The sequence below is a fragment of the Variovorax sp. AC103 genome (genome assembly GCF_979254005.1).
Genome location: NZ_CEEDFC010000038.1, coordinates 13,428 through 37,322, shown reverse-complemented (window position 1 = coordinate 37,322; position 23,895 = coordinate 13,428). Strand labels below are relative to the sequence as shown.

Genomic DNA, 23,895 nt, shown 5'->3' with positions numbered 1-23,895 from the left:
TTTTAATGATACGGCGACCACCGAGATCTACACGTGTGGCGCTTCGTCGGCAGCGTCAGATGTGTATAAGAGACAGACATGGCCGCGCTGCGCGGCCATGTCTCCCACATCCTGCGGTACCGCGAGAGCTTCGCCGAAGGCTGCGAGGTGCGCGAGCGCGTGGTGCCCGACGGCGCGGTGCGGCTGGTCTTCAATTTCGGCGATGCGCCGTCCGCCGACGGCGGCCAGGGGCAGGCGGTGCAGGCCATCGGCGCTTCGGCGGCGCCGGTCGTGGTGCGCATGCGCGGCCAGGTCGACGGGCTGTCGGTCACCTTGCACCCCGGCGCCGCGGCGGCGCTGCTCGGGGTGCCGGCCGGCGAGATCGGCGCAAGTGCCGTGCACCTCGATGCGTTGTGGCGCGGCGAAGGCGCGCTGCTGCTGGCGCGCATGGCCGATGCGCCCGGCGATGCGGAACGCATGGCTTTGCTGCACACGGCCCTGCTGCGTCGCCTCCATGGCGGCGAGTCCACCGGAAGAGCGGGCGGCACCGGCCATGCCGTCGCCATGCATGCGGCCCGCCGCATCGCCGCCGCCGGCGGACGCGAGCCGCTGCGCGACGTGGCTGCCGCCGTGGGCGTTGGCGAGCGGCGCCTGCAGCAACTGTTCCATGCCCACGTCGGCCTCGCGCCGCGCGCGTGGCGCAGGCTGGCGCGCATGCACGGCTGCCTGCGCGCGCTGCGCGCGCAACCTTCGCCGGGCTGGGCCGAACTGGCGCTCGACGGTGGTTTCTACGACCAGTCGCACCTGGTCAACGAGTTCCGCGCCCTGTGCGGCGTCACGCCGACCGAGTTTCTCGGCCGGGCGATTGCGGGTTCTTCCAAGACGGCGGGCTGAGGGCGCTCTATCTTCGGCCGCTCTCAAGCCAACGCAGATCGAAAGAGCCATGAACCGGATTCACGAAGAGAACGCCCACCGTCCGTTGAAAGACTGCGTGGCCGTGGTCACGGGCGCAAGCCGGGGTGCGGGGCGCGGCATTGCGCTGGAGCTGGGCGCGGCGGGCGCCACGGTGTACGTCACCGGCCGCAGCACGCGCGATCGGCCCGCCCGCACCTACGCCCAGCTGCTGGCCCTGTCCGGCATGGCGTCGGTGCCGGGGAGCATCGACGACACCGCCGACGAGGTCACGCGCCAGGGCGGGCGCGGCATCGCGGTGGCATGCGACCACACGAACGAAGAAGACGTGGCGGCGCTGTTCGCCCGCGTGGCGCGCGAGGCCGGCCGGCTCGACCTGCTGGTGAACAACGCCTGGGGCGGCCACGAGAGCTTCGACGGCGTGTTCGACGCGCCGTTCTGGGAGCACCCGCTCGCGCACTGGGACGCCATGTTCGAGCGCGGCGTGCGCAACCACCTGCTCGCCAGCCGCTGCGCCGCGCCCCTGCTGGTGCGGCAGAAGAAGGGGCTCGTGGTGACCACCACCTTCTGGGACCGCGACCGCTACCTGCGCGGCAACCTGTTCTACGACCTCGCGAAGGCCTCGATGACGCGGCTGGCCTTCGGCATGGCGCAGGACTTCAGGCCCCACGGCGTGGCCTCGGTCGCCGTGTCGCCAGGCTGGATGCGCACCGAGTTCGTGCTGGCCGGCCACGGCACCGACGAGGCGCACTGGCAGGAGCGGCCCGAGCTGGCGCGCACCGAGTCGCCGCGCTACCTGGGGCGCGCCGTGGCGGCGCTGGCGGGCGACGCGAAGGTGATGGACAAGAGCGGGGAAGTGCTGCGCGTGGCCGACCTGGCGCTGGCCTATGGGTTCACCGACACCGACGGAAGGCAGGTGGCCGCGTTCGAGATGTAGCCGGCGGCATCGCTGGCTTCGGCGGGTAGGACAAATTCGCCCTCGACTGGGGTAAATCGCGTACCGCCGCGGGCGCGCGCGGGATCACCATGTGCGCAGGTTCAAAGCAATCCGCAACCCGAACCTTCACACCAGGAGGTGACCCGCCATGCCTGCTCCAGCCGAAATTGCCGCACCGGCGTCCGCCAGCCAGCTCGCCCGGTCCAACCCCGTCCGGTTTCCCAACGAAAGCGTGGCCTACCGAAAGGCGCGCATGGAACTGCTGGCCGAGGAAATCGACCTGCGCCGGCGCATCGAGCGCGTCGCCGAGATGCGCCGTGCGCTGCCGCCCGGCGGGGTCGTGCCGGAAGACTATATGTTCCAGGGCGTCGACGGGCCGGTGCCGATGTCCGGCCTCTTCGGCAGGCATGGCACCCTCATCACCTACAACTGGATGTTCGGCCCGAAGCGCGAGCGGCCGTGCCCCATGTGCACGTCGTTGCTGAGCGCGTTCGACGGCGAAATGCCCGACCTTCTGCAGCGCGTGGCGTTCGCGGTGATCGCCACGTCGCCGGTCGAGCGGATGACCGCCTTTGCCAATGAGCGCGGCTGGCGCTACCTGCCGCTCTACTCGTCGCAGGGCAACAGCTTCAACGCCGACTACGCCGGGGAGACGCCCGACAGCGGCGACCTTCCTGCCTTCAACGTGTTCCGGCGCGACGGAGACACCATCCGGCATTTCTGGGCCGCTGAAATGGGCCCGGGCACGGCCGACCCGGGACAGGACCCGCGCGGCGCGCCCGACCCGATGCCGATCTGGAACCTGCTCGACATGACGCCCGAGGGCCGGGGCTCGGACTGGTACCCCAAGCTGAGCTACTGAGACGCCGCCTGTTTTAAACGCAACCGTGTTGCGTATGCTTCCTATAATGCAATCCTGTTGCATATATGGAGCCTGTTCCCATGGCCGATCGCCTCCCCGTCACCGTGCTCTCCGGCTTTCTCGGCGCGGGCAAGACCACGCTGCTGAACCACATCCTCCACAACCGCGAGGGCCGCCGCGTGGCGGTCATCGTCAACGACATGAGCGAGGTCAACATCGACGCCGCGCTCGTGCGCGACGGCGGCGCCAGGCTCTCGCGCACCGAGGAGAAGCTGGTCGAGATGAGCAACGGCTGCATCTGCTGCACGCTGCGCGAAGACCTGCTGCTGGAGGTGAGGCGCCTGGCGAAGGAGGGGCGCTTCGACCAGCTGGTGATCGAGTCCACCGGCATCTCCGAGCCGCTGCCCGTGGCCGAGACCTTCACCTTCGCCGGCGAAGACGGCAAGAGCCTGGCCGACGTGGCGCGGCTGGACACCATGGTGACGGTGGTCGACGCCTTCAACTTCCTGCGCGACTACGGTTCGGCCGACAGCCTGGGCCAGCGCGGCCAGTCGCTGGGCGACGAGGACACGCGCACGGTGGTCGACCTGCTGATCGAGCAGATCGAGTTCTGCGACGTGCTGGTGGTGAACAAGACCGACCTCGTCACGCCCGGGGAGCGCGAGCAGCTGATGGCCATCCTGCGCAGCCTGAACCCGCGTGCGCGCATCGAGCTCGCGGAATTCGGCCGCGTGGCGCTCGACCGCGTGCTCGACACCGGCCTGTTCGACTTCGAGCAGGCCGAGCAGGCGCCGGGCTGGCTGGCCGAGCTGCGCGGCGAGCATGTGCCCGAGAGCGAGGCCTACGGCATCCGCAGCTTCGTGTACCGCTCGCGGCTGCCGTTCCACCCGATGCGCTTCTGGAAGCTGGTGCAAAGCGAATGGGAGGGCGTGGTGCGCTCCAAGGGCTTCTTCTGGCTCGCGAGCCGCGCCACGCGCGCGGGCACGTGGTCGCAGGCCGGCGGCGCCTGCCGCTACGGCGCGGCGGGCTTCTGGTGGGCGGCGGTGCCGCGCGAGCACTGGCCGACCGATGCCGATGCGCTCGAACTCATCCAGAAGAACTGGGACCCGGCCACGGGCGACGCGCGGCAGGAGCTGGTGCTGATCGGCATCGGCATGGACGAGGCCGCGCTGCGTGCGCGGCTCGACGCCTGCCTGCTGACGGAGAACGAGATGCGCTTCGGCGCCTCGTGGTGGCAGAACTTTCCGGACCCGTTCCCTTCCTGGAACGTGTGAACAGGCGCTAGCGGGAACACTCGCCGCAGGTGCCGTGCAGCGTGAGCGCCGTGTGCCGGGTGTCGATGCCCTGCTTGCGCAGGGCCTTGCCGAGCCGCCCCATCACCTTGGGCAGTTCCGGGTCCGACGGCAGCGCCAGCACCTTGTGGCAGTGGTTGCATTCGAAGGTGTTGCCCGACGCGGCGTCCACGTGGCGCGAGAAACGGTTGACCCGGTCGGCACCCACGCGGCGGTCGCACAGGCCGGCCTCGACCAGCCGGTCGAGCACGCGGTAGACGGTCACGCGGTCGGGCGCCTCGCCGGTGGCGGTGGTGTAGGCCGAGGCCACGTCCTCGTGGGTCAACGGCTGCGAGCTGTGTTCGAGCAGTTCGAGCACCGTCTGCGCGGCGCGCGTCACGCGCAGGCCGCTGTCGCGCAGCAGCGTTTCGCTGTCGAACGGGGCGGCGGCCAGGGGGGGCTTCGGGTGCGGGGTGGAGGTCTTCATGCGAAACGCCATTGTGTTGCATCCGGGGTCCCCGCGTCCCGCGCGGGGACGCGGGCGCGCCCTGCATATGCCCGAAAGCACCTAAGCATCTGACGAATGGGTCGTTCGCTTGCGGGCCGCGGCGCGACAGAATCGCGCGCTTTGTCTCCTGCAGCCGAAAGTTCTCCATGCGCGCCCGTTCCCCCCTGAAGCTGCTGAAACCGGTCCTGGCGCTGTGGGCCGGCGTGTCGCTGGCCGTGCTCGGTTTTGCCGCGCAGGCCCAGACCGCGCCCGCGCCGGCCTATCCGTCCAAGCCCGTGCACCTCACGGTGGCGAACACGCCCGGCAGCTCGCCCGACGTGCTCGCGCGCCTGCTGGGGCAGCGCCTGTCGGAGCAATGGAAGCAGCCCGTGGTGGTCGACAACCGCGCCGGCGCGGCCGGCATCCTGGCGGCCGACGGACTGGCCAAGGCGCAGCCCGACGGCTATTCGCTCCTGGTGGGCGCGGACGGCCCGATCACCATCCTCCCCAACATCCAGCCCGGCCTGCCGTACGACGCGCGGCGCGACCTGGTGCCGGTGGTGTCACTCGGGCAGATCGACTTCGTGCTGGTCGCCAACCCGAAGACCGGTTTTCGCACCGTGGCCGACTTCGTGCGCGCGGCCAAGGCGCACCCCGGGCGCATCAACTACGCCTCGGCCGGCAACGGCAGCCCGCAGCAGCTCAGCATGGAGCTGCTCAAGCAGAAGGCGGGCATCTATGTCACCCACATCCCGTACCGCGGCGGTCCGCTGGGCATGCAGGACGTGATCGGCGGGCAGGTCGACGTGATGTTCATCGCCGTGGGCCCCGCATTGCCGCACATCCGCAGCGGCCGGCTGGTGGCGCTGGGCACCAGCGGCGAGAAGCGTCATGCGCTGTTGCCCGAGGTGCCCACCGTGGGCGACACCTACAAGGGCTACCGCTCCGGCACCTGGTTCGGCCTGTTCGCGCCGGCGCGCACGCCGCAGCCCGTGATCGATGCCATCGCGGCCGATGCGGGGCGCATCGTGCAGGCGCCGGCCCTGCGCGCCGAGCTCGCGGCGCAAGGCATCGAGGCCACGGGGTATCCGCAGCGCCAGTTCCAGACGCTCGTGTCGGCCGAGTACGAGCGCTATGCGCAGATCGTGAAGGCGGTCGGCATCAAGGCCGAGTAACGCGGCGTCATTTCAGGGATTTGGCCAGCACCTTGGCAAAGGCCTCCACGTCGCCGTCGCGGCACACCTCGGCGGCCAGCGGGGCGTGGCCCTGCGCCACGGCCGCCAGCGCCATCGCCTTCTTCGGGCACAGGCCCAGGCAGCTGCACTGCACCACGCGCAGGCGCACCGGCATGTGCGACAGGCCGTGCTTGAGTTCCTTGCGCACCTGGCGGGCTGTGAGTTTGGTGGGGCCGTCCTTTCGTTCTTCGCACTCGCCGCACACGAGCACGACGCCGGCCAGCTTGGTCTCGACCATGGGGGGGGATTGGCTCACGTGGATTTCCTTGGTGTCTTTGCCCACGATGTTGAGCGCGGCGGCACGGCGTGCAAGTCAGCCAACCCGCCGTTTCCATGCCCCCGGTTGCGCTCTGGCACACCCCGGATGCGCTAAGGTGCTGCCATCCGCTTTTTGAACACCTTCGCCTGATCATGTCCCGTCCCCCCATCGAGATCGAAACCGCCCCCCTTCCCACCGCCACGGTGATCGTCATGCACGGCCTGGGCGCCGACGGCAACGACTTCGTGTCCCTGGTCAACGAGCTCGACCTGTCGGGCGTGGGCCCGGTGCGCTTCGTGTTCCCGAACGCGCCGGTCATTCCGGTGACCATCAACGGCGGCTACCAGATGCCCGCCTGGTACGACATTGCCGCGCCCGACCTGTCGAGCCAGGAAGACGAGGCCGGCCTGCGCCGTTCGCAGGCCGCCATCGAGGCGCTCATCGCCGGCGAGAAAGCCCGCGGCATCGCCGCCGAGCGCATCGTGGTGGCCGGCTTTTCTCAAGGCTGCGCCATGGCCCTCATGACCGGCCTGCGCCACACCGAGCGCCTGGCCGGCATCGTCGGCCTCTCGGGTTACCTGCCCATTGCCGCCACCACGGCCGCCGAGCGCCACGCGGCCAACCACGAGACGCCCGTGTTCCTTGCCCATGGCCGGCAAGACCCGGTGGTGCCCGTTGCCGCTGCGTTGCGCTCGCGCGATGCGCTGGCCGCGCTGGGCCACACGGTGGAATGGCACGAATACACCATGGCGCATTCGGTGTGCATGGAGGAAATTGCCGACCTCAACCGCTTCCTGCTGCGCGTGCTCGGCTGAGTCCGGCAGGGCGCCGCAACGCGACGTGCCGGCCCGCCGCGCCATGGCCGGTAATTCACAAGCCGTACGAGTCGCCAACGGGCGTTTTTCTGATGTTTGTAGCTATCAAAAACATAGCGCTTGACAGGCTGGCAAAGACCGGGATTCCCTGCGCAAGCAACGCCCGCGCGCCCGTGCTACCTTCCAGCCCCTCAGAAGATTGATGGGTCATAACAATATGAGCAACAGATTGCAGGAGAGGTTGGGTGCACTTTCAGCCGCACGCCTCCAGGGCATGCGCCGCGGCATCGAGAAGGAAAGCCTGCGCGCGCTCCCCGACGGCAAGCTCGCGCTCACGCCGCACCCCGAGGCCCTGGGCTCCGCGCTCACGCATCCGCATATCACGACCGACTTCAGCGAATCGCAGCTCGAGCTCATCACCGGCGTTCACGCCAACGTCGACGGGGCCCTGCAAGAACTCACCCGGGTGCACCAGTTCACCTACCGCGTGCTCGACACGCTGGGCGACGAGCGTTTGTGGGTCTCCAGCATGCCCTGCGGCCTGCCGACCGACGAGACCATTCCCATCGGGCGCTACGGCTCCTCGAACGTGGGCCGCGCCAAGAGCGTCTACCGCATGGGCCTGAGCCACCGCTATGGCCGCCGCATGCAGACCATCTCGGGCATTCACTACAACTGGTCGCTGCCCGACGTGTCGAGCGAACAGTACTTCGCGCTGATCCGCAATTTCCGCCGCCACGCCTTCCTGCTGCTGTACCTGTTCGGCGCCTCGCCGGCGCTGTGTTCGAGCTTCGTGGCGGGCCGCCCGCACGAGCTGCAGCCGCTGGGCGACGGCAGCATGTTCATGCCGCACGGCACCTCGCTGCGCATGGGGCGGCTGGGCTACCAGAGCGACGCGCAGGCCTCGCTGGCCGTGAGCTACAACAGCCTGGACGGCTACGGCGCCTCGCTGCAGGACGCGCTCACGCGACCCTGGCCGGCCTACGAGGCCATCGGCATCCGCAACCTGGGCGGCGACTACAACCAGCTGGCCACCAGCCTGCTGCAGATCGAGAACGAGTTCTACGGCACCATCCGCCCCAAGCGCGTGATCCACCCTGGCGAGCGGCCGCTGCACGCGCTGCGCGAACGCGGCGTGGAGTACGTCGAAGTGCGCCTGATGGACCTCGACCCCTTCGAGACCGTTGGCATCAATGCGCAGACCATGCGCTTCATCGACGTGTTCCTGCTGCACTGCCTGCTGAGCGACAGCGCCGACGACACCCCGCAGGAGATTGCCGAGCTCGCGCACAACCAGCACCTCACGGCCGCGCGCGGCCGCGAACCGGGCCTGCAGTTGCAGCGCGACGGGCGAGAAGTGGCGCTGGCCGACTGGGGCGCGGAGCTGGTCGAACAGTGCCTGCCCATTGCGGTGGCGCTGGACGCGGCGCAGGGCGGCGGCACGCTGCACGCCGACGCGGTGCATGCCGCCCGGGCCGCGCTGCGCAACCCCGACAGCCTGCCCTCGGCGCGCGTGCTCGCGGCCATCGAGAACGCGCACGGCAATTCCTTCGTGGGCTTCGTGCGCGCCCAGTCCGAGCAGACCCGCACGCAACTGCTCGACCTGCCGTTCCCGGCGGCGCTGCAAGCCGAGTTCGAGCAGATGACCGCCGAGTCGATCCAGGCGCAGAAGCGCATCGAGGCGGCAGACACGATGCCCTTCGAAATCTACCGCGAGCAGTACGTCTCGCCCGCGCGCCTGGGCATGGCGCGCGGCCGCGTGGCGCTCGCCGCCTAGCACTTTCGTCCTTCCTTTCGCCTCGCGCCCCTTCGCATGACGACAGGGGCGGTGGCGGATGGCCTACAGGCATTGGCCCGCATCGCCCACCGCGCACATCCGTTGCGCAGCGACGATGGCTCCCATGACATTCAAGGCCTACCTCGTCGAAGACAGTCCGGTAATCAGGGAGAACCTGGTGGGCTTTCTCGAAGACGTGGCAGACGCGCATGTCGTGGCGTCGGCCAGCACGGAGGAAGAAGCCGTCAGCTGGTTGCGGCTTCATGCAGACGACTGGGACCTCACCATCGTCGACCTGTTCCTCCAGCGCGGCAACGGCCTGGGCGTGATCCGCGCCTGCCGCAACCGCGCGCCGCACCAGAAGGTGGTCGTGCTGAGCAACTACGCCACCGCCGACATGCGGGCGCGCTCGCAACAGTTGGGCGCGGATGCCTTCTTCGACAAGTCGGCCGAACTCGACCAGCTGGTGGCGTATTTCGAGCAGCTGCGCTCGGCCCGCCATTGACCGGCGAATGACCGCACAGGCCTGACGCCGGTGTGACTTGTCTTCTGTGCGGGGGACTGCGCGCGGGTGCTTTTCTGGGTTAAAACGCCACGCTGCCGCCCCAGGCGGCGACGAAACAACGGCAACTCCCCAGGAAAGCGACACAGAGACATGAGCAGCAACAACATCGACTTCAAGGGCCGCGTGGCCATCGTGACCGGCGCGGGCGGCGGCCTGGGCCGCCAGCATGCGCTGGCCCTGGCCGCGCGCGGCGCCAAGGTGGTGGTCAACGACCTGGGCGGTGCGCGCGACGGCTCCGGTGGCTCGGTGAGCGCCGCGCAGGCGGTGGTCGACGAGATCAAGGCGGCGGGCGGCGAGGCCATCGCCAATGGCGCTTCCGTCACCGATTTCGAAGCGGTGCAGGCCATGGTCAAGCAGGCGGTCGACGCCTGGGGCCGCGTGGACATCCTCGTCAACAACGCAGGCATCCTGCGTGACAAGAGCTTCGCCAAGATGGAGCTGGACGACTTCAAGCTGGTGGTCGACGTGCACCTGATGGGCGCCGTGAACTGCACCAAGGCCGTCTGGGCGCTCATGAACGAGCAGAAGTACGGCCGCATCGTGATGACCACGTCGTCGTCGGGCCTGTACGGCAACTTCGGCCAGAGCAACTACGGCGCGGCCAAGCTTGCGCTGGTGGGGCTGATGCAGACGCTGAGCATCGAAGGCGCGAAGAACGACATTCGCGTGAATTGCCTGGCGCCGACCGCCGCCACCCGCATGACCGAAGGCCTGATGCCGCAGGAGGTGCTGGACGCGCTCAAGCCCGAAGCCGTGGTGCCCGCGATGCTGGTGCTTGCCGCGCAGGACGCGCCCAACCGCACCATCCTGTGCGCGGGCGCCGGCACTTTCGAGGCCGCGCACATCACGATGACGCAGGGCGCCTGGGTGGGCATCGGCTCCGACGCGCCCGAACAGTTGGCCGCGCGGCTGGCCGAGGTGACCTCTCGCGAAGGTGAGGTGGTGCCGCAGAGCGGTGCGGCGCAGGGCACCAACGAGGTCGGCAAGGCGATGGCGAACGCCAAGCGGGGCTGAGCCGCCAGACCGGCGGATGGGCCTTGGGCCTCCCCGGTGCTAGGACCGGCGAGGACCGGGGAGGACCGAGGAGAGGGGCTTATTCCGCGATGAAGCTCGGGTCCGTGCGGATCGACTCGCGGTCGCGGTGGTTGTTCAGGCGGCCCAGCGTGCTGTCGAGCAGACGCTTGAGCTTGTCGGCCGCGCCGCGGAAGGCCTCGTCGAGGCTGGCGGCATGTTGGGTCACAGCGAGCGGTTTGTGATGCGCCAGGCGCGCCTCCATCACGCAGCACTTGTCTGCCGCGCCGGCCTTGTCGTGGTTCTCGTCGCTCAGATGCACCTCGACGCGCGTCACGTCTTCGGCGAAGCGGCTCAGGTGCTGCTTGAGCTCTGTGTCGGCCCAGCGTTCCAGCGTGTCCTTGTTCTCGATACCGTTGCTCGTGTTGACCTGAATCTGCATGCAATGTCCCTGCTGGATGGATGAACGAAGCCCCACTGTGCGCCCTGCGGCACCCGGGTGCGCGTAGGTCTATTCCCTACCCACGCGCCGGGCAGGGTCCGCAATGCGGCGGATTTGCTCAGCTCTGGATGTACGTGGTCAACTGCTCGATGGTCGTTTCCTGGTCCGCGATGATGTCGTCCATCAGGTCCTGGATGGAGATCATGCCGACCACCTTGTCGCCGTCGACCACCGGCAGGTGGCGGAACTTGCGCTGGCTCATGAGCGCCATGCAGGCGCGCGTGCGGGTCTGCGGCGTCACGGTCATCACGTCGGGCGTCATGATGTCGCGCACCTTCACTTCCTTGGAGTTCTTGCCCTGCAGCGCCACCTTGCGGGTGTAGTCGCGCTCGGAAAGAAAGCCCACCAGCTTCTCGCCGTCCATCACCATCAGGGCGCCCACCTCGAAGTGCGCCAGGGTGGACAGCGCGTCGAACACGCTGGTGTCGGGGGAGGTGCGCCATGCTGCGGAATCATGGCGCTTGAGCAGTTCGGAGACGGGTTTCATCGCGGGTCACTCCATCAAAGGGTTGTCGATTCGACCGACGCTCGGGCGCCGCACTCGGTCAAATGATAGGGGTGATACCCGTCGCCGCGATGCAAAAACCTCTAGGGGATTGCCTGCGTGCGCGCCCGCAGGCAATGCGCGAGAACTTATGGCTGCGCCGGTGCCGCAAGCATGCGGCTGAGCGTGACCGGGTCGCCCACCACCGTCTTCACCAGGCCCTGGTCGTCGAAGCTCACCTGGAACTCCGACCAGCTGTCGCGCCAGTAGCGCCATACCGGCGCGTCCAGGCTCGGGTTCTCGCTGGCCACGGGGTAGCCGATGGCCATCAGCACCTGTTCGCGCGTCATGCCGGGCCGCAGCTTCACGGCGAGGATGGCGTCGCGCACGGCCGGCGGGAAAGCCGCCATCTTCTGCCTCGGGTCTTCGGTGACCACGTAGCGCTGCGCGAAGGCGGGCAGGGCGATGTTGCGGCTGTAGTCGTTCTTGATGCGCTGCGGCTTGCCGCCCAGCTCCAGGCTGAACCAGCGGAAGTCGTAGGCCGTGATGCGCGCGGGGGTGCCCACCGCCACGATGCGCGTGCCCTGTTCGTCGTAGTTGATGTCGCTGATCGAATCGCCGTAGGTGCGCATGTTGCAGCACAGGTAGCCGCTGATCAGCGGGCCGGCCGGCGGGGCGGGTCGCTGTGCATGGGCCGCGGGGGCGAGCAAGGTGGTGGCTGCCAGCAGGGCGGCAGCGGCAAGGCGCTTGGACATGGGTTTCCCTCGGATGCTTGTTGGAATGGCTGCGCGGGCAGCGCGCGGATTCTAGGATCGAAGCTGTCGCGGGCGAAGGCAGAATGCCTGCCTGCAGCTATCGAAAACGTAGCAACAAGGTTACGTTCAGGTTCCGGGGCCACAATGCGCACCCGGCCCCGTAGAGGCCCCCCATTCCAGACAGCGACAGCGCCAAGAGAAAGAAGCCCACCGATGGCGATCCAGTGGTTCCCCGGTCACATGTATTCGACCCAGAAGGCCATCACCGAGCGGGTGAAGGACATCGACGTGGTCATCGAGTTGCTCGACGCGCGACTGCCCGGCTCCAGTGCCAACCCGATGCTGGCCGAACTCACGGCCGGCCGGCCCAGCGTCAAGGTGCTCAACAAGCAGGACCTGGCCGACCCTGTGCGCACCGCGCACTGGCTGGCGCACTACAACGCGCTGCCAGCCACCCGCGCCATCGGGCTGGACGCGAGCCAGACCGCGCCCGCGCAGCAGCTGGTGAAAGCCTGCCATGAACTGTCGCCCAACCGCGGCGGCATGGCCAAGCCGATGCGCGTGCTGATCTGCGGCATTCCGAACGTGGGCAAGTCCACCCTCATCAACACGCTCATCGGCGGGCGCAAGGCCAAGACCGGCGACGAGGCCGGCATCACCAAGCTCGAGCAGCGCATCACGCTGGCCGACGACTTCTACCTGTGGGACACGCCCGGCATGCTGTGGCCGCGCATCGTCGTGCCCAAGAGCGGCTACAACCTGGCCGCCAGCGGCGCGATCGGGCGCAATGCCTTCGACGAGGAAGAGGTGGCGCTCGAGCTGCTCAGCTATCTCAAGGCCCACTACGCCGCCGGCGTGGCCGCGCGTTTCAAGCTGGTGGAGCTCGACGCCGAGACCATGGCCGGCATGAAGGACGAAGACCTGCTCGACACCATCGGCCGCAAGCGCGGCGCGCTGCTGGGCAAGGGCAAGGTCAACCTGCAGAAGGCGGCGGAGATCGTGATGCACGAGTTCCGTGCCGGCAACTTCGGCCGCGTGACGCTCGAGACGCCCGAAGAGTTCGCGCAGTGGCTCGCCGCGGGGCAGCTTGCCGATGCCGAGCGCGCGGCGAAGAAGGCCGCGCGCAGCAAGAAGCGCAAGGGCGGCGGCGAGCCCGCGCCAGAGGCCGCCGACCCGGCCTGAACCCGCAGGGCCCGCCGGCCCCGGCTTGCTCAGTCCAGCGCGAACAGCGCCCCGGCGGCCTCGTTGAGCGCCGCGGTCCGGCGTGAATCGGGGTGGGGCCCGGCGGCGGCCAGCGCACGCTGGTACAGCGCAATGCGCGTGGCCGACACCGGCCGGCACAGCGGCCGGCCCACCGTCTGCGACAGGCCGCGCTCGGGCACCACGTAGCGCCCGGGGCTCAGGCGCGCAAAGCGGATGTAGGCCTGCAGGGCGTAGAGCATGTCCTCGTGCAGGGCATCCATGCGTTGCTCTGCGTCCTTGCCGATCTGCGCACGGCCCATGGCGTCCTTGGCCACAGGCAGGCCGAGGATGTCGGCCATGTCGATCTGGTAGTGCGTGAAGTCGCCGTACGGGCGCTTGCAGTCGATCATGAAGGTGCGCCAGTTCGCGTGCTGCAGCAGGCGGATGTGCTCGGCCGTCACGTCGAAGGCGGCACGCTGCTCGAAAGGCGGCAGGAAGCCGTAGTGCCCGGGCGCGAAGCTCGAGTACAGGAACAGCGCCGAGGTCACGCGCACGAAGCGGTCGAACGCGGGCAGGACCCGCGCATCGCCGCCGTCGAGCGCCTCGCCGAACTGCGCGAGCGTCAGGTCGGGCGGAACGATGGCCGGCGCACCCGATTCGCAGTTGATCCATTCGGCCTTGCTGCGGCGGAACCAGTCGATGTCCTCCTGCGTGATGGCGATGCTGCCGGGGGCGGGCGGCGCGGCGGGCTCCGGCGCGGAAGCCGCGGTCGCGCTGTGCTGCCCGCAGCCCGACGCGGCCAGCAGGGCAGAGGCGGCGCAGGCGGCCGAAAGGGCCAGCGCGCCTCGCCGGTGGATCCATCTCACGTTGTCTTCTCCCATGCAAATGCAGACTGAGCGTTCGGGCGCCCGAGGATGCCACGCGGGCCTGACGTGCAACTGAGGAAGGCGCATGCGCGGCGCGCAGCCTTTGCGGCCGTCCACTTCTCCTGTTGCGCCTTCGTCAGAAGGCGCTCTTGACGACGCCGCCGTCGACGCGAAGGGCCGCGCCCGTGGTCGCCGACGCGAGCGGACTTGCCACGTAGGCCACGAGCGAGGCCACCTCCTGCGGCGAAGCGAAGCGCTTGATCAGCGAGGTCGGGCGAACGTGCTCGAAGAACTCTGCCTCGACCTGCTCGAAGCTCTTGTCGCTCGAGCGTGCCATGCCTTCCACGAAGTCGCCGACGCCGCGCGATTTCGTCGGACCCGGCAGCACGCTGTTGACGGTGATGTTCGTCCCGGCGACCGATTCCGCCAGCCCGCGCGACACCGCGAGTTGCGCGGTCTTCGTCATGCCGTAGTGAATCATCTCGGTCGGGATCTGCACCGCGCTTTCGCTCGAGATGAAGATGATCCGGCCCCAGTTCGCCCGCTTCATCTGCCGCAGCACCAGGCGTGCAAGGCGAACGCCGCTCAGCACGTTGACGTCGAAGAAGCGCTGCCAGTCTTCATCGGGAATATCTTCGAAGGCCTTGGCCTCGAAGATGCCCAGGTTGTTGACCAGGATGCCGATGCCGGCGTGGCGGCGCACGAGCTCCTCGGCGGCGTCCGCCCGGCTGAGGTCGCCGGCATGGCCGAGCACCGTGCCTTTCGTTTCCGAGCGGATGCGGTCCACCGCCTCGTCGACCGCCGCCTGCGATCTGCCGTTCACGATCACGCTTGCGCCTTCCTGGGCCAGCGTGTGCGCAATTGCGTAGCCGATGCCGGCGGTGCTTCCGCTCACCAGGGCGAGCTTTCCATCGAGTTGCAGGTCCATTTAGGTTCTCCTTGGTTGAATTGACGGTCGTGTTCGTCGAGTTCTGCTGTTCGTGCCGCACGCAGGGCGGCGAGGTTTCTGTCGTGCCCCTGCCGAGGCGGCTTTGCCGCTAGCCCAGGAAGTTGACCAATGCCGGAATGACCTGCTCTGGCGCCTCTTCCATCAGCCAGTGTCCGGAGCCTTTGACGATCACGCCCTGCACCTGGGTCGCGACCATCCTCGCCTGTTCGATCAGGAAGGTTCCGCCGGCCTTCTCGCCGGAGAGCACCAGCATCGGCATGGGCAGCGGCGTCTTGCCCAGTTCGGCGAACTCGGCCGCATCCTGCTCGAAAGCCTTGAAATATTCAAACCCCGCACGCATGCCGCCGGGTTGCGCGTAGGCCCTGGCGTAGAACTGGCGGTCGGCTTCGGGCACCGAGTGCCTGGGGTCGGCCGCGAAGTCATTCCAGAAGTGCTCGAAGTAGATGCGCTCGCGCCCCTTCACAAGCGCCAGCGGCGTTGCACCGTGGAAATGGAAATGCCACAGGTCGCGCAGGAGCCAGACGTTCTGCCATGCGCCGATGCCGGGCAGGAAGGCGTCCATGAGCACCACCTTGTCGGTCTCCGAAGGAAACTGCGCGGCATACGCGTAGGCCACCATCAGGCCGATGTCGTGGCCGACGATGCTCACGCTGCGAATGCCGAGCGAGCGCACCAGCTCGTGGATGTCGACGGCCATGTTCTTCTTGCCATAGCCCGTCTCGGGCTTGGAGGAATCGCCCGCCCCCCGAAGGTCGGGCACGACCACGGTGTGCGTCCTGGCGAGCAGCGGCATCAGCGGGTTCCACATGTGCCCGGTCTCAGCGTAGCCGTGCAGCAGCACGACGGTCGGCCCGCTGCCGCCGATGCGGTAGTGGATGCGCGTGCCGTTCACCTCCGCGCTGCCCGAGCGGAAGCCCGGCACCGCGTCGGCGGCGGGTGCCGCGTGTGCGGCGCGGCCCAGGGTCAGGGCGGCGCCGACGGCGACCGCGCCGGCAAGCAGCGTACGGCGGGTGGGCGCCGGGGCGGCGGGGGTCGAATTGGTGGGGGTCATGCGGAACTTCCTTTCTGTCGGTTGTGGAGTGACGTGAATTTATGATTCAGCTTCACTTCCAGAAAGAGCCCAAAAGTGGTTTACTCATTCAGCTTTCATGAATGATTGGACGAGGCGCTCATGGACCGATTGCGTGCTTACGAGGTGTTCGTCACCGTGGTGGCGCGGGGCAGTTTCACCAAGGCGGCCGACGCGCTGGACACCTCCCCGGCCAACGTGACGCGCTACGTCAACGAGCTGGAGGCCCACTTGCGCACGCGGCTCATCAACCGCACATCGCGCCGCCTGTCGCTCACCGAAGGCGGCGAAGCGCTCTTCGACCGGGCGAAGTCGATCCTTGAAGAAGTCGCGGAGACCGAGGCCCTGGCGACCACCGCGTCGCTGCAGCCGCGAGGGCGCCTGCGCATCAACGCGCCCCTGAGTTTCGGCAGCCTGGTGCTGACGCCCCTGTGGCCGAAGTTCATGGCGAAGTACCCCGACGTCGAGCTCGACATTGCGCTCATCGACCGCGTGGTCGACATCGTCGAAGAGGGCTACGACCTGGCCATCCGCATCTCGCGCACCACCTCGGGCAACCACATCGCACGCCGCCTGGGCCGCTCGCCCAACATGGTCTGCGCCTCGCCCGGATACCTTGCGGCCCATGGCATGCCCGAGGTCCCGGCAGACCTTGCCCGGCATCCGTGCCTCGGCTACACCTACGGTGCAACCTCCGACGAGTGGCAGTTCGCCGGCCCCGGCGGAACGCTGGAATCGGTGCGCGTGCGCTGGGCCCTGCGCGCCAACAATGGCGAGACCGCCCGCGCCGCGGCGCTCGCCGGTGCCGGCGTCATCTGGCAACCGAGCTTCGTGATCGGCAAGGATGTGCGGGCCGGTCGATTGGTCGAGGTCATGCCCGGCTATCACATGCCGCCCGTCGACATCCTGGCGATCTATGCAAGCCGTCGGCACCTCAGCGCGAAGGTGCGGGTGATGGTCGACTTTCTGGTCGATGCGTTTCAAGACTCGCCACTGGTGGAAGGCGAGGTGGCAGCGGTGGACAGATGAGTCTCTGTGTCGCCAAGGTAACCGCGTGCGCGTGTCTCGTCGCGCGCGCGACGGCGGATGCCGGCGGTGCTTCCTAGAGTGGACTGCATTGCCGTCAACCCCAGGACACACCGCCATGCTCGACACCATCCAGGCCATCAACAAGACCGCCGCCTTCAACCGCTGGGCGGGCTTCGAGGCCGTCAGCGCCGCCAACGGGGAAGCCGAGTTGCGCATGAACTTTCGCGAGGAAGACATGGGCCAGTACGCCGGCTTCCTGCACGCGGGGCTGATCGGCGCGTTGCTCGACACCGTGAGCGGCTTCGCGGCCGCCACCGTGGCGGGGCGCGTGCTGGCGTCTCATTTCTCGGTGAACTGCATCTCGCCCGCCGTGGGCCGCGCGTTCGTGGCGCGCGGGCGGGTGGTGAAGGCGGGGCGCAAGCAGGTGTTCGCGACCGCCGAGCTCTATGCGCAGGGCGAAGGCGATGCGCTCAAGCTCGTGGCGACGGGGAACGCCATCCTGGTTCCGGTGGACGATCCGAAAGTGGCTGCGGCGAAGCCGGCTGCCTAGGCTTCTTCGCGCGCTTCAGCCCGAACAGCGGCCGCAGGAAGCCGACGCGGCGGATCAGCCCGTCGGTCAGCAGCCAGCAACCTGCAAGCGTCGAGGCCACCAGCAGGGCGGGCTCGACGACCGGGCCGAGTGCGAGCGGTGCCAGCACGGTGATGCCGACGACGATCAGCGTCTGGTGCAGCACGTACCACGGGTACACCGACTCGTTGGCCCAACGCAGCCACGGCCACGGCCGGTTCAGGTGGCGGTGGGCGTGGCCCAAGATGGTGGCGACCATCAGCCACAGGTAGAGCACGCGCAGCAGGTCGGCCACCGGGCCCGTCACCGGACCCTTCGCGCCGGCGCGCAATGCGATGAACACGGCGATCACCGCCACGGCCAGCGCCAGCGATACGCGGCGCAGACGCTCCAGCTCCTTCCATATCCCCGTGTCCAGGCCTGTGTCCACGCCCATCCAGTAGCCGTAGAGAAACAGCGTGAAGTAGATGCTGTGCAAATGAAAGTCGCGCACGAAGTTGTGGGTGCCCGGAAAGCGCGCGGCCAGCAGCATCGTGAAGACAAGCAACGGCACCACCGGCAGCAACAGCAGCCTCCAGCCGCGCAGCCCGTTGAACGCGCGGCGCAGCCACTGCCCGGCGGCGCAACGCCACAGCGGCAGCGTCAGCGCGACCAGCGCCGTGTACGCGAACAGGTAGGGCAGGTACCAGAGGTGGTTCCATGTGATGCCGAATTCCGCGCCGTCGAAGGCCTGCCTGGGCCAGGGCGCGGTCATCGGCAGGTAGCGCAGCAGAAAGGCGCCGAAGCCCGGCGCCACCAGCCCGTTGGCCACGCCCTGTGCATAGGCCTGGTACGGCACGATCACCGCCATGCCGAAGGCCAGCGGCAGCATCAGCCGCACGCCCCGGCTGCGCAGCAGCGCCCAGGTGCCCTGGCCCCGGCTCAGGAAGCCGAGCGAGACGCCCGAGACCAGGAACACCAGGTCCATGCGCCAGAGGTTGAGCGCCACCATCGGCCATTGCAGCCATTCGGCGGCATGCGGGCTCTTCAGGTGCCAGTGCCAGCCGGCCACGTAGTACATGCCCACGTGATACAGGATGACGAACAGGAAGGCCATGGCGCGCAGGGCGTCGATGTCGTGACGGCGGGCGTCCGGGGTGGTGGTGGTGCTCATCGCAGGCTCCTCGAAGCAAAGAAGCCGCGATGCTCCGGCCCATGGACGCCGCGCGGCGCGCCTGTGGGACGGACCGCCCCCGCTTTGTGACGAGCGGTGGCCCGGAGGGACGAAACCCGGCCGCCCCTGGACCCCTTTTCGCGAGAATTCCAGCCCATGGGCGACCCACGCAAGAACCTGTACGAACGCTACGAGCCGATCCGCCGTCCCGTGGAGGTGGCGTTCTGGATCGTGCTCATGGGGTTGCAGGCCGTGTTCGGCACGATGGTGGCCATCGTCGACATGCGCACCCGCGCCGTGCCGGCCGCCAACTGGGAGGTCATCGCCTGGGAGGTGTCCAGCCACCTGATGCTGTTGCTGCTGGTGCCTGCGCTGGTCTTCATCGAGCGCCGGCTGTCGCCGCTGGTGCGCGGCCATCTGGCGCGCTTTCTGGTGTTGCATGGGGCGGCCAGCGTGGCGTTCAGCCTGGCCCACGTGGCGGGCATGTTCGGGCTGAGGGCGCTGGTCTACGCCCTGGCCGGCGCGCACTACGACTTTGCCGGCTGGGCCGCGCAGTGGGGCTACGAGTATCTGAAGGACGTGCGCGCGTACGCCAGCATCGTCTTCGGCATCTGGGCGTACCGGCTGTTCCTGCTGCGGCTGCAGGGGGAGGCGCGGGTGCTCGATGCGCCGGAGGAGGGCGCGTCCAGTGTGCCGGCACCGCATCAGGTGCAGTCGGAACCGGACGGAGCCGAGCCCTCCGTGCCGGATGCGCCCGCGACATCGCCATCGCCGCCGCCGCCCGCCCGGCCCGAGCGCTTCCTGGTGCGCAAGCTGCGCCGCGAATTCCTCATTGCCGCCACCGACATCGACTGGCTGCAGGCCGAAGGCAACTACGTCGGCCTGCATGTGAACGGCCACGACTACCTGCTGCGCGCCACGCTCACCGACTTCCTGGCCCAGCTCGACCCCGCCACCTTCGCGCGCGTGCACCGCAGCCATGCGATCAACCTGGGCCGCATCAAGGAAATCGAGCCGCTGGACGGCGGCGACGCCCGGCTGCACATGCACGACGGCACCACCGTGCCCTGCAGCCGCCGCTACCGCGACGCGCTGCGCGCCGGCGCGAGCTGATCCGGTGCGCGAAGGGCCCGGAAGGCCCTTGTTTGGTTCATATCGCACCATCAAAGAGCCTTCAGGCACCATTTTTGCTTGCTTTGGCCGCCGCTCCGAGTGATTCGGGTGCGGCGCACCAATTCAAACCAAAAACTGCAAGAAGCTCCCATGGATGCACTCAAACAGGGCGCTGACGCGCTGTTCATTCTTCTCGGCGCCATCATGGTGTTGGCCATGCACGCCGGTTTTGCCTTTCTCGAACTGGGCACCGTGCGCAAGAAGAACCAGGTCAATGCGCTGGTGAAGATCCTGGTCGACTTCTCGGTGTCGACCATCGTGTACTTCCTGGTGGGCTATGGCGTGGCCTACGGCACGCATTTCTTCGTGAGTGCCACCGAACTGGCGGCAAGAAGCGGCTACGAGCTGGTGAAGTTCTTCTTCCTGCTCACCTTCGCGGCGGCCATCCCGGCCATCATCTCGGGCGGCATTGCCGAGCGCGCCAAGTTCTGGCCGCAGCTCATCGCCACGGCCGTGATCGTCGGCTTCGTCTATCCGTTGTACGAGGGCATCGCCTGGAACCGGCACTTCGGCATCCAGGGCTGGATCGCCTCGCTCACGGGGCACGAGTTCCATGACTTCGCCGGTTCCGTGGTCGTGCACGCCGTGGGCGGCTGGCTCGCGCTGCCGGCCGTGCTGCTGCTGGGCGCGCGCCGCAACCGCTACCGCGGCGACGGCTCGCTCAGCGCGCATCCGCCGTCGAACATTCCGTTCCTGGCGCTGGGCGCGTGGGTGCTGTGCGTGGGCTGGTTCGGCTTCAACGTGATGAGCGCGCAGAGCATCGACAAGATCTCGGGGCTGGTGGCCGTCAACTCGCTGATGGCGATGGTCGGCGGCACGCTGGTGGCCCTGGCCATGGGCAAGAACGACCCGGGCTTCGTCTACAACGGCCCGCTCGCGGGTCTGGTGGCCGTGTGCGCGGGCTCCGACCTGATGCACCCGCTGGGCGCGCTGGTGGTGGGCGGCGTGGCCGGCGCCATCTTCGTCAGCATGTTCACGCTGGTGCAGAACAAATGGAAGATCGACGACGTGCTCGGCGTGTGGCCGCTGCACGGCCTGTGCGGCACCTGGGGCGGCATTGCGGCGGGCATCTTCGGCACGCAGGCGCTGGGCGGCATCGGCGGGGTGAACCTGTGGGCGCAGCTCATCGGCACGGTGATGGGGGTGGCGTGGGCGGGACTGGCGGGCTGGGCGGTGTATGGCGCGCTGAAAAAGGCGGTGGGGCTGCGGCTCACGCAGGAAGAGGAATTCGACGGGGCGGACCTGTCGATACACCACATTTCGGCGACGCCGGAGCGGGAGGTGAACTGGTAATGGGCCCTGGCGGCGTGCGAGGCGCGAAACGGCTATCTGTAGCAAACTTGCCTGCTGCTTCGTCCACTCCCCACAGCCTCATGACCCAATCTCCCCCCGCCCTCGAAGTCCTCCCCCGCGATCTCTCCGCCTACCGCAAGGGCAACGTCGGCATCGACTACGTGCACCGCTTCGAGTCCGGCAAGCCCGGCCCGCACGTGCTGATCAACGCGCTCACGCACGGCAACGAGATCTGCGGCATGACGGCCGCCACGCACCTGCTCGACAACAACGTGCGCCCCAAGATCGGCACGCTCACGGTGGCCTTCGCCAACATCGACGCCTACGAGTCGTTCAAGGAAGAGTCGCCCTACGACAGCCGCCAGATCGTGCACAACCTCAACCGCATCTGGTCGCCCGAGTGGCTCGACGGCACGGAAGACAGCCCCGAGCTGCGCCGCGCGCGCATCCTGCGCCCGGTGGTGGACGCGGCCGACCACATCCTGGACATCCACTCGACCAGCCAGCCGGTGGTGCCGTTCTGGGTGTACCCGGCCTTCGAGCGCAACGCCAAGGTCGCGCTGGCCATCGGCCGCCCGTCGGTGCACCTCGTGATGCCGGACGGCCTGGGCTCGGGCACGCCGCTGATCCAGTACGGCAGCCACGGCGGCCCGGACGGCAAGGGCGTGGCGATGGTGGTCGAGTGCGGCCAGCACTTCCTGCGCTCGGCGTCGGAACTGGCGACCGCCGTCACCTGCGACTTTCTTGCTTACTTCGGTCTGGTCGACCAGAACCCGGCCAACCCGGCGCCCGAGCCGCAACGGCGCTTCGAGCTGCTGCAGACCTACGTCATCAAGTCGGAAGACTTTGCCTTCGTGCGCCCGCTGATCGGCTTCGAGACCTTCGCCAAGGGCGAGCTGATCGCGACCAACGGCGCGGAAGAAATTCGCGCGCTGTGCGACGACTGCACGATCTTCATGCCCGCGCAGCGCACGATCGTCGGGCGCGAGGCGGTGTACCTCACCAAGCCGCTGTGAGGCCGGCCGCTCGATGAACGCGGTGCCCGCCATGAGCCGCTGGCGCGTGGCGGGGCTCGCGTTCGTCTTCCTGTGGTTCGCCATCGGCGGCGTGGCGCACTTCGCGCTGACCGAGACCGAGATGCGCATCGTGCCCCCGTACATCCCGTGGCCCCGCGCGGCCGTGCTGGTGAGCGGGGTGTTCGAGCTGCTCGGGGCGGCCGGGCTGCTGTGGCGGCCGACGCGGCGGGCTGCGGGCGTCGGGCTGTTCCTGCTCACCCTTGCGGTGACGCCGGCGCATTTCTACATGCTGCAGAGACCGGAGCTGTTTGCGAACGTGCCGTACTGGGCGCTGGTGGTGCGGTTGCCGGTGCAGGTGGCGTTGCTGGCGCTGATTGCCTGGAGCACGTCTGCGTGGCCCAAGAAGACGCCGGTCAGCAGATGAGCATGTGCGTCGGCTTGGCCGCGGTGCTGTAGTCGGCGTGCCAGTAATGCGGGTCGTCGCAGAGGCTGAAGACGGCTTCGGCGTTCGCGTGGCGGTTGTCGAAGTGGTTGTGTAGCGTCACGTGCACCGAGCCCGCATCGGGCCAGTCGATGCCGACGTCGACGACGCGGTTGCCCGAGGCGACTTCGGCTGCGACGATTTTCTGCAGGGCGGGGTGCAGGCGGGTGTTGAGGATTGCCAGGGTTTCGCGACGGGTGGCGCGGGAACAGGTCGCGTCGAGGCAGGCTTCGGTGAAAAGAGGTTGATCGGCCATGGTTCGCCTGGTGACTCAGGCAGTTGCAGATGCCTTGGACTTCGGAATCGTCCTGCCTCGGCACTTCGGATAGTTGGCGCACCCCCAGAAGCTGCCTTCGTTCCTGGACGAGTTTCTCTCGACCATCTTCGTGCCGCAGCTTGCACAGGTGGGACGCCAGTATTCGCCTTCATGAGCCACCGCGAGCAATGCGGCCTGCTGCTCGGGCGTGCGCTGGCCAATCAGCTTGAGCAGGGCGGCACCGTCCTGCGCGTGGATGCCGTTTTGCTTGGCGAAGGCTGCGGCATCGGCTGAGAAGGCGGAGCTGGTCACGTAGGTGCCGCTCTTCAACTGATGCGACGCCATCACGCCAAAAAACGCGCGCATCTCCTTCACGCCCACGACCTTGCTTTGCCAGTGCTTGCATTGAACGATGCGAGGCACCTCGCTGTGCTTGGAGTGAAGCCAGATGTCGATGCCGCCGTCGGCGCCATGCGACTGGCTGCGCGTGGTGAAACCAGCCTGCGCGTAGAGCGCTTCGCACAAGGCCTCGAAGCGACGCCATTCGATGGCGGCGAGCACGGCGGGGCTCCATTGCTGCACGTGCTGCGGTGCGGGGTCTGGAGGCGGGCGCTTCGGTTCGGATGGCGTTGAAGCAAAGGCGGGTTCCCGCCGCTGGACAGAAGGCGGTGGCGTGGGTTGGGCGACCTTGGCGATGGGCGACTGCTGCGCAACGCGCTCCGTGTCCGGAAGCGTCGGGATCGCTGCCTTGCGGGCCAGAAGGTAATGCAGCCCCAGCAACACCACGCCAACCGTCAGCGCCCCCCAACCAGCCGGTCGAAGCGCCAGCCCGAGCGTGCCGACGATGGAGCCCTGCATGAAGCTCGGGCCCACAAGCAGCAGGACGCCGACGATAACGACCGTCCACCCCTTGCCTGCCAGTTCATTCCTTGCGCGCTCACGGCGCCGCCCGGCTCTTGTCTGTTTGGCCATCGCACCCACCCGCCCCTTGTTTGAGTAGCGCGAGTTT

Annotated in this window: 27 protein-coding genes; 16 read left to right on the top strand and 11 right to left on the bottom strand. The window is 68.3% G+C overall.

The window, feature by feature from the left end:
* The first annotated feature begins 78 nt into the window (after positions 1 to 78).
* The 4 genes from AC0IYU_RS33495 (at position 79) to zigA (ending at position 3,964) form a co-directional block, all read left to right on the top strand.
* Complete coding sequence (locus AC0IYU_RS33495) at positions 79 to 873, top strand: AraC family transcriptional regulator (protein ID WP_472126315.1); 795 nt, start codon at positions 79 to 81, stop codon at positions 871 to 873.
* Positions 874 to 922: 49 nt separating this feature from the next.
* Positions 923 to 1,828, top strand: coding sequence for an SDR family oxidoreductase (locus AC0IYU_RS33490; protein ID WP_472126312.1), 906 nt, complete (start codon positions 923 to 925; stop codon positions 1,826 to 1,828).
* 148 nt (positions 1,829 to 1,976) lie between these two features.
* Positions 1,977 to 2,690: a DUF899 family protein gene (locus tag AC0IYU_RS33485; RefSeq protein ID WP_472126310.1), complete on the top strand. Its 714-nt coding sequence runs from the start codon at positions 1,977 to 1,979 to the stop codon at positions 2,688 to 2,690.
* 80 nt (positions 2,691 to 2,770) lie between these two features.
* Positions 2,771 to 3,964 (top strand): zinc metallochaperone GTPase ZigA, encoded by a 1,194-nt coding sequence (gene zigA / locus AC0IYU_RS33480; RefSeq protein ID WP_472126308.1) that lies wholly within the window; start codon positions 2,771 to 2,773, stop codon positions 3,962 to 3,964.
* Between the two features lie 7 nt (positions 3,965 to 3,971).
* On the opposite strand, the gene AC0IYU_RS33475 is transcribed toward zigA, so the two are convergent.
* Positions 3,972 to 4,448: a Fur family transcriptional regulator gene (locus AC0IYU_RS33475; RefSeq protein WP_435436468.1), complete on the bottom strand. Its 477-nt coding sequence runs from the start codon at positions 4,446 to 4,448 to the stop codon at positions 3,972 to 3,974.
* A gap of 167 nt (positions 4,449 to 4,615) precedes the next feature.
* Here AC0IYU_RS33475 and AC0IYU_RS33470 point away from each other — a divergent pair, with 167 nt between their 5' ends.
* Positions 4,616 to 5,623: a Bug family tripartite tricarboxylate transporter substrate binding protein gene (locus tag AC0IYU_RS33470; protein WP_472126305.1), complete on the top strand. Its 1,008-nt coding sequence runs from the start codon at positions 4,616 to 4,618 to the stop codon at positions 5,621 to 5,623.
* Positions 5,624 to 5,630: 7 nt separating this feature from the next.
* On the opposite strand, the gene AC0IYU_RS33465 is transcribed toward AC0IYU_RS33470, so the two are convergent.
* A complete protein-coding gene (locus AC0IYU_RS33465; protein WP_435436471.1) occupies positions 5,631 to 5,939 on the bottom strand; it encodes a hypothetical protein in 309 nt (102 codons plus the stop codon).
* Positions 5,940 to 6,094: 155 nt separating this feature from the next.
* Between AC0IYU_RS33465 and AC0IYU_RS33460 the strand changes: the two genes are divergently transcribed.
* From AC0IYU_RS33460 to AC0IYU_RS33445, 4 genes are all read left to right on the top strand, one after another.
* The gene (locus AC0IYU_RS33460) at positions 6,095 to 6,757 is read left to right on the top strand and encodes an alpha/beta hydrolase (protein ID WP_472126301.1); all 663 of its coding nucleotides are present in this window, start codon (positions 6,095 to 6,097) and stop codon (positions 6,755 to 6,757) included.
* Between the two features lie 217 nt (positions 6,758 to 6,974).
* Positions 6,975 to 8,534 carry a glutamate--cysteine ligase gene (gene gshA / locus AC0IYU_RS33455; RefSeq protein WP_472126298.1) on the top strand — a complete coding sequence of 520 codons (1,560 nt, stop codon included), beginning with the start codon at positions 6,975 to 6,977 and terminating at the stop codon, positions 8,532 to 8,534.
* Positions 8,535 to 8,658: 124 nt separating this feature from the next.
* Positions 8,659 to 9,039 (top strand): response regulator, encoded by a 381-nt coding sequence (locus tag AC0IYU_RS33450; RefSeq protein WP_472126318.1) that lies wholly within the window; start codon positions 8,659 to 8,661, stop codon positions 9,037 to 9,039.
* A 150-nt stretch (positions 9,040 to 9,189) separates the two neighbouring features.
* Complete coding sequence (locus AC0IYU_RS33445; RefSeq protein WP_472126296.1) at positions 9,190 to 10,113, top strand: SDR family NAD(P)-dependent oxidoreductase; 924 nt, start codon at positions 9,190 to 9,192, stop codon at positions 10,111 to 10,113.
* Between the two features lie 79 nt (positions 10,114 to 10,192).
* On the opposite strand, the gene AC0IYU_RS33440 is transcribed toward AC0IYU_RS33445, so the two are convergent.
* The 3 genes from AC0IYU_RS33440 to bamE all read right to left on the bottom strand — a co-directional run bounded on the left by AC0IYU_RS33440 (position 10,193) and on the right by bamE (position 11,851).
* Positions 10,193 to 10,552, bottom strand: coding sequence for an HPF/RaiA family ribosome-associated protein (locus AC0IYU_RS33440; RefSeq protein ID WP_435436476.1), 360 nt, complete (start codon positions 10,550 to 10,552; stop codon positions 10,193 to 10,195).
* Positions 10,553 to 10,670: 118 nt separating this feature from the next.
* Positions 10,671 to 11,099, bottom strand: coding sequence for a CBS domain-containing protein (locus tag AC0IYU_RS33435; protein ID WP_435484376.1), 429 nt, complete (start codon positions 11,097 to 11,099; stop codon positions 10,671 to 10,673).
* Positions 11,100 to 11,245: 146 nt separating this feature from the next.
* Positions 11,246 to 11,851 (bottom strand): outer membrane protein assembly factor BamE domain-containing protein, encoded by a 606-nt coding sequence (gene bamE / locus AC0IYU_RS33430; protein ID WP_472126293.1) that lies wholly within the window; start codon positions 11,849 to 11,851, stop codon positions 11,246 to 11,248.
* 213 nt (positions 11,852 to 12,064) lie between these two features.
* On the opposite strand from bamE, the gene ylqF reads away from it, so the two are divergent.
* Positions 12,065 to 13,033 (top strand): ribosome biogenesis GTPase YlqF, encoded by a 969-nt coding sequence (gene ylqF, locus AC0IYU_RS33425; protein ID WP_472126290.1) that lies wholly within the window; start codon positions 12,065 to 12,067, stop codon positions 13,031 to 13,033.
* A 29-nt stretch (positions 13,034 to 13,062) separates the two neighbouring features.
* Here ylqF and AC0IYU_RS33420 read toward each other — a convergent pair whose 3' ends face one another.
* The 3 genes from AC0IYU_RS33420 to AC0IYU_RS33410 all read right to left on the bottom strand — a co-directional run bounded on the left by AC0IYU_RS33420 (position 13,063) and on the right by AC0IYU_RS33410 (position 15,899).
* A complete protein-coding gene (locus tag AC0IYU_RS33420) occupies positions 13,063 to 13,899 on the bottom strand; it encodes a hypothetical protein (RefSeq protein WP_472126286.1) in 837 nt (278 codons plus the stop codon).
* A 136-nt stretch (positions 13,900 to 14,035) separates the two neighbouring features.
* The gene (locus tag AC0IYU_RS33415; protein WP_472126283.1) at positions 14,036 to 14,827 is read right to left on the bottom strand and encodes an SDR family NAD(P)-dependent oxidoreductase; all 792 of its coding nucleotides are present in this window, start codon (positions 14,825 to 14,827) and stop codon (positions 14,036 to 14,038) included.
* Between the two features lie 109 nt (positions 14,828 to 14,936).
* Positions 14,937 to 15,899: an alpha/beta fold hydrolase gene (locus tag AC0IYU_RS33410; protein WP_472126280.1), complete on the bottom strand. Its 963-nt coding sequence runs from the start codon at positions 15,897 to 15,899 to the stop codon at positions 14,937 to 14,939.
* Positions 15,900 to 16,019: 120 nt separating this feature from the next.
* Here AC0IYU_RS33410 and AC0IYU_RS33405 point away from each other — a divergent pair, with 120 nt between their 5' ends.
* Positions 16,020 to 16,946: a LysR family transcriptional regulator gene (locus tag AC0IYU_RS33405; RefSeq protein WP_472126277.1), complete on the top strand. Its 927-nt coding sequence runs from the start codon at positions 16,020 to 16,022 to the stop codon at positions 16,944 to 16,946.
* A 115-nt stretch (positions 16,947 to 17,061) separates the two neighbouring features.
* On the top strand, positions 17,062 to 17,496 hold the full coding sequence (locus tag AC0IYU_RS33400) for a PaaI family thioesterase (RefSeq protein ID WP_472126274.1): 435 nt from the start codon (positions 17,062 to 17,064) through the stop codon (positions 17,494 to 17,496).
* Here AC0IYU_RS33400 and AC0IYU_RS33395 read toward each other — a convergent pair.
* Positions 17,417 to 18,667, bottom strand: coding sequence for an acyltransferase family protein (locus tag AC0IYU_RS33395; protein ID WP_472126271.1), 1,251 nt, complete (start codon positions 18,665 to 18,667; stop codon positions 17,417 to 17,419). The genes AC0IYU_RS33400 and AC0IYU_RS33395 overlap by 80 nt on opposite strands.
* Before the next feature lie 156 nt (positions 18,668 to 18,823).
* Between AC0IYU_RS33395 and AC0IYU_RS33390 the strand changes: the two genes are divergently transcribed.
* The 4 genes from AC0IYU_RS33390 (at position 18,824) to AC0IYU_RS33375 (ending at position 22,573) form a co-directional block, all read left to right on the top strand.
* Positions 18,824 to 19,780 (top strand): LytTR family DNA-binding domain-containing protein, encoded by a 957-nt coding sequence (locus tag AC0IYU_RS33390; protein WP_472126268.1) that lies wholly within the window; start codon positions 18,824 to 18,826, stop codon positions 19,778 to 19,780.
* Positions 19,781 to 19,930: 150 nt separating this feature from the next.
* Entirely contained in the window at positions 19,931 to 21,133 is a 1,203-nt protein-coding gene (locus tag AC0IYU_RS33385) for an ammonium transporter (protein WP_435484367.1), read from the top strand.
* A gap of 80 nt (positions 21,134 to 21,213) precedes the next feature.
* Positions 21,214 to 22,149 carry a M14 family metallopeptidase gene (locus tag AC0IYU_RS33380; RefSeq protein ID WP_472126265.1) on the top strand — a complete coding sequence of 312 codons (936 nt, stop codon included), beginning with the start codon at positions 21,214 to 21,216 and terminating at the stop codon, positions 22,147 to 22,149.
* Between the two features lie 13 nt (positions 22,150 to 22,162).
* Positions 22,163 to 22,573 carry a DoxX family protein gene (locus AC0IYU_RS33375; protein WP_472126261.1) on the top strand — a complete coding sequence of 137 codons (411 nt, stop codon included), beginning with the start codon at positions 22,163 to 22,165 and terminating at the stop codon, positions 22,571 to 22,573.
* On the opposite strand, the gene AC0IYU_RS33370 is transcribed toward AC0IYU_RS33375, so the two are convergent.
* Together AC0IYU_RS33370 and AC0IYU_RS33365 are read right to left on the bottom strand one after the other, a co-directional pair.
* Positions 22,563 to 22,886, bottom strand: coding sequence for a hypothetical protein (locus AC0IYU_RS33370; protein ID WP_472126258.1), 324 nt, complete (start codon positions 22,884 to 22,886; stop codon positions 22,563 to 22,565). The genes AC0IYU_RS33375 and AC0IYU_RS33370 overlap by 11 nt on opposite strands.
* Positions 22,887 to 22,901: 15 nt before the next feature.
* Positions 22,902 to 23,858, bottom strand: coding sequence for a restriction endonuclease (locus AC0IYU_RS33365; RefSeq protein ID WP_472126255.1), 957 nt, complete (start codon positions 23,856 to 23,858; stop codon positions 22,902 to 22,904).
* Between the last annotated feature and the right edge of the window lie 37 nt (positions 23,859 to 23,895).

Excerpts from the sequence above, each read along its gene's own strand:
- AC0IYU_RS33440 (WP_435436476.1), bottom strand. The coding sequence starts at position 10,552 with ATGCAGATTCAGGTCAACACGAGCAACGGTATCGAGAACAAGGACACG.
- AC0IYU_RS33405 (WP_472126277.1), top strand. The coding sequence starts at position 16,020 with ATGGACCGATTGCGTGCTTACGAGGTGTTCGTCACCGTGGTGGCGCGG.
- AC0IYU_RS33365 (WP_472126255.1), bottom strand. The coding sequence starts at position 23,858 with ATGGCCAAACAGACAAGAGCCGGGCGGCGCCGTGAGCGCGCAAGGAAT.
- AC0IYU_RS33470 (WP_472126305.1), top strand. The coding sequence starts at position 4,616 with ATGCGCGCCCGTTCCCCCCTGAAGCTGCTGAAACCGGTCCTGGCGCTG.
- ylqF (WP_472126290.1), top strand. The coding sequence starts at position 12,065 with ATGGCGATCCAGTGGTTCCCCGGTCACATGTATTCGACCCAGAAGGCC.
- AC0IYU_RS33435 (WP_435484376.1), bottom strand. The coding sequence starts at position 11,099 with ATGAAACCCGTCTCCGAACTGCTCAAGCGCCATGATTCCGCAGCATGG.
- gshA (WP_472126298.1), top strand. The coding sequence starts at position 6,975 with ATGAGCAACAGATTGCAGGAGAGGTTGGGTGCACTTTCAGCCGCACGC.
- AC0IYU_RS33380 (WP_472126265.1), top strand. The coding sequence starts at position 21,214 with ATGACCCAATCTCCCCCCGCCCTCGAAGTCCTCCCCCGCGATCTCTCC.
- AC0IYU_RS33395 (WP_472126271.1), bottom strand. The coding sequence starts at position 18,667 with ATGAGCACCACCACCACCCCGGACGCCCGCCGTCACGACATCGACGCC.
- AC0IYU_RS33415 (WP_472126283.1), bottom strand. The coding sequence starts at position 14,827 with ATGGACCTGCAACTCGATGGAAAGCTCGCCCTGGTGAGCGGAAGCACC.
- bamE (WP_472126293.1), bottom strand. The coding sequence starts at position 11,851 with ATGTCCAAGCGCCTTGCCGCTGCCGCCCTGCTGGCAGCCACCACCTTG.
- AC0IYU_RS33375 (WP_472126261.1), top strand. The coding sequence starts at position 22,163 with ATGAACGCGGTGCCCGCCATGAGCCGCTGGCGCGTGGCGGGGCTCGCG.
- AC0IYU_RS33385 (WP_435484367.1), top strand. The coding sequence starts at position 19,931 with ATGGATGCACTCAAACAGGGCGCTGACGCGCTGTTCATTCTTCTCGGC.
- AC0IYU_RS33410 (WP_472126280.1), bottom strand. The coding sequence starts at position 15,899 with ATGACCCCCACCAATTCGACCCCCGCCGCCCCGGCGCCCACCCGCCGT.
- zigA (WP_472126308.1), top strand. The coding sequence starts at position 2,771 with ATGGCCGATCGCCTCCCCGTCACCGTGCTCTCCGGCTTTCTCGGCGCG.
- AC0IYU_RS33495 (WP_472126315.1), top strand. The coding sequence starts at position 79 with ATGGCCGCGCTGCGCGGCCATGTCTCCCACATCCTGCGGTACCGCGAG.
- AC0IYU_RS33445 (WP_472126296.1), top strand. The coding sequence starts at position 9,190 with ATGAGCAGCAACAACATCGACTTCAAGGGCCGCGTGGCCATCGTGACC.
- AC0IYU_RS33475 (WP_435436468.1), bottom strand. The coding sequence starts at position 4,448 with ATGAAGACCTCCACCCCGCACCCGAAGCCCCCCCTGGCCGCCGCCCCG.
- AC0IYU_RS33370 (WP_472126258.1), bottom strand. The coding sequence starts at position 22,886 with ATGGCCGATCAACCTCTTTTCACCGAAGCCTGCCTCGACGCGACCTGT.
- AC0IYU_RS33485 (WP_472126310.1), top strand. The coding sequence starts at position 1,977 with ATGCCTGCTCCAGCCGAAATTGCCGCACCGGCGTCCGCCAGCCAGCTC.
- AC0IYU_RS33390 (WP_472126268.1), top strand. The coding sequence starts at position 18,824 with ATGGGCGACCCACGCAAGAACCTGTACGAACGCTACGAGCCGATCCGC.
- AC0IYU_RS33450 (WP_472126318.1), top strand. The coding sequence starts at position 8,659 with ATGACATTCAAGGCCTACCTCGTCGAAGACAGTCCGGTAATCAGGGAG.
- AC0IYU_RS33490 (WP_472126312.1), top strand. The coding sequence starts at position 923 with ATGAACCGGATTCACGAAGAGAACGCCCACCGTCCGTTGAAAGACTGC.
- AC0IYU_RS33400 (WP_472126274.1), top strand. The coding sequence starts at position 17,062 with ATGCTCGACACCATCCAGGCCATCAACAAGACCGCCGCCTTCAACCGC.
- AC0IYU_RS33460 (WP_472126301.1), top strand. The coding sequence starts at position 6,095 with ATGTCCCGTCCCCCCATCGAGATCGAAACCGCCCCCCTTCCCACCGCC.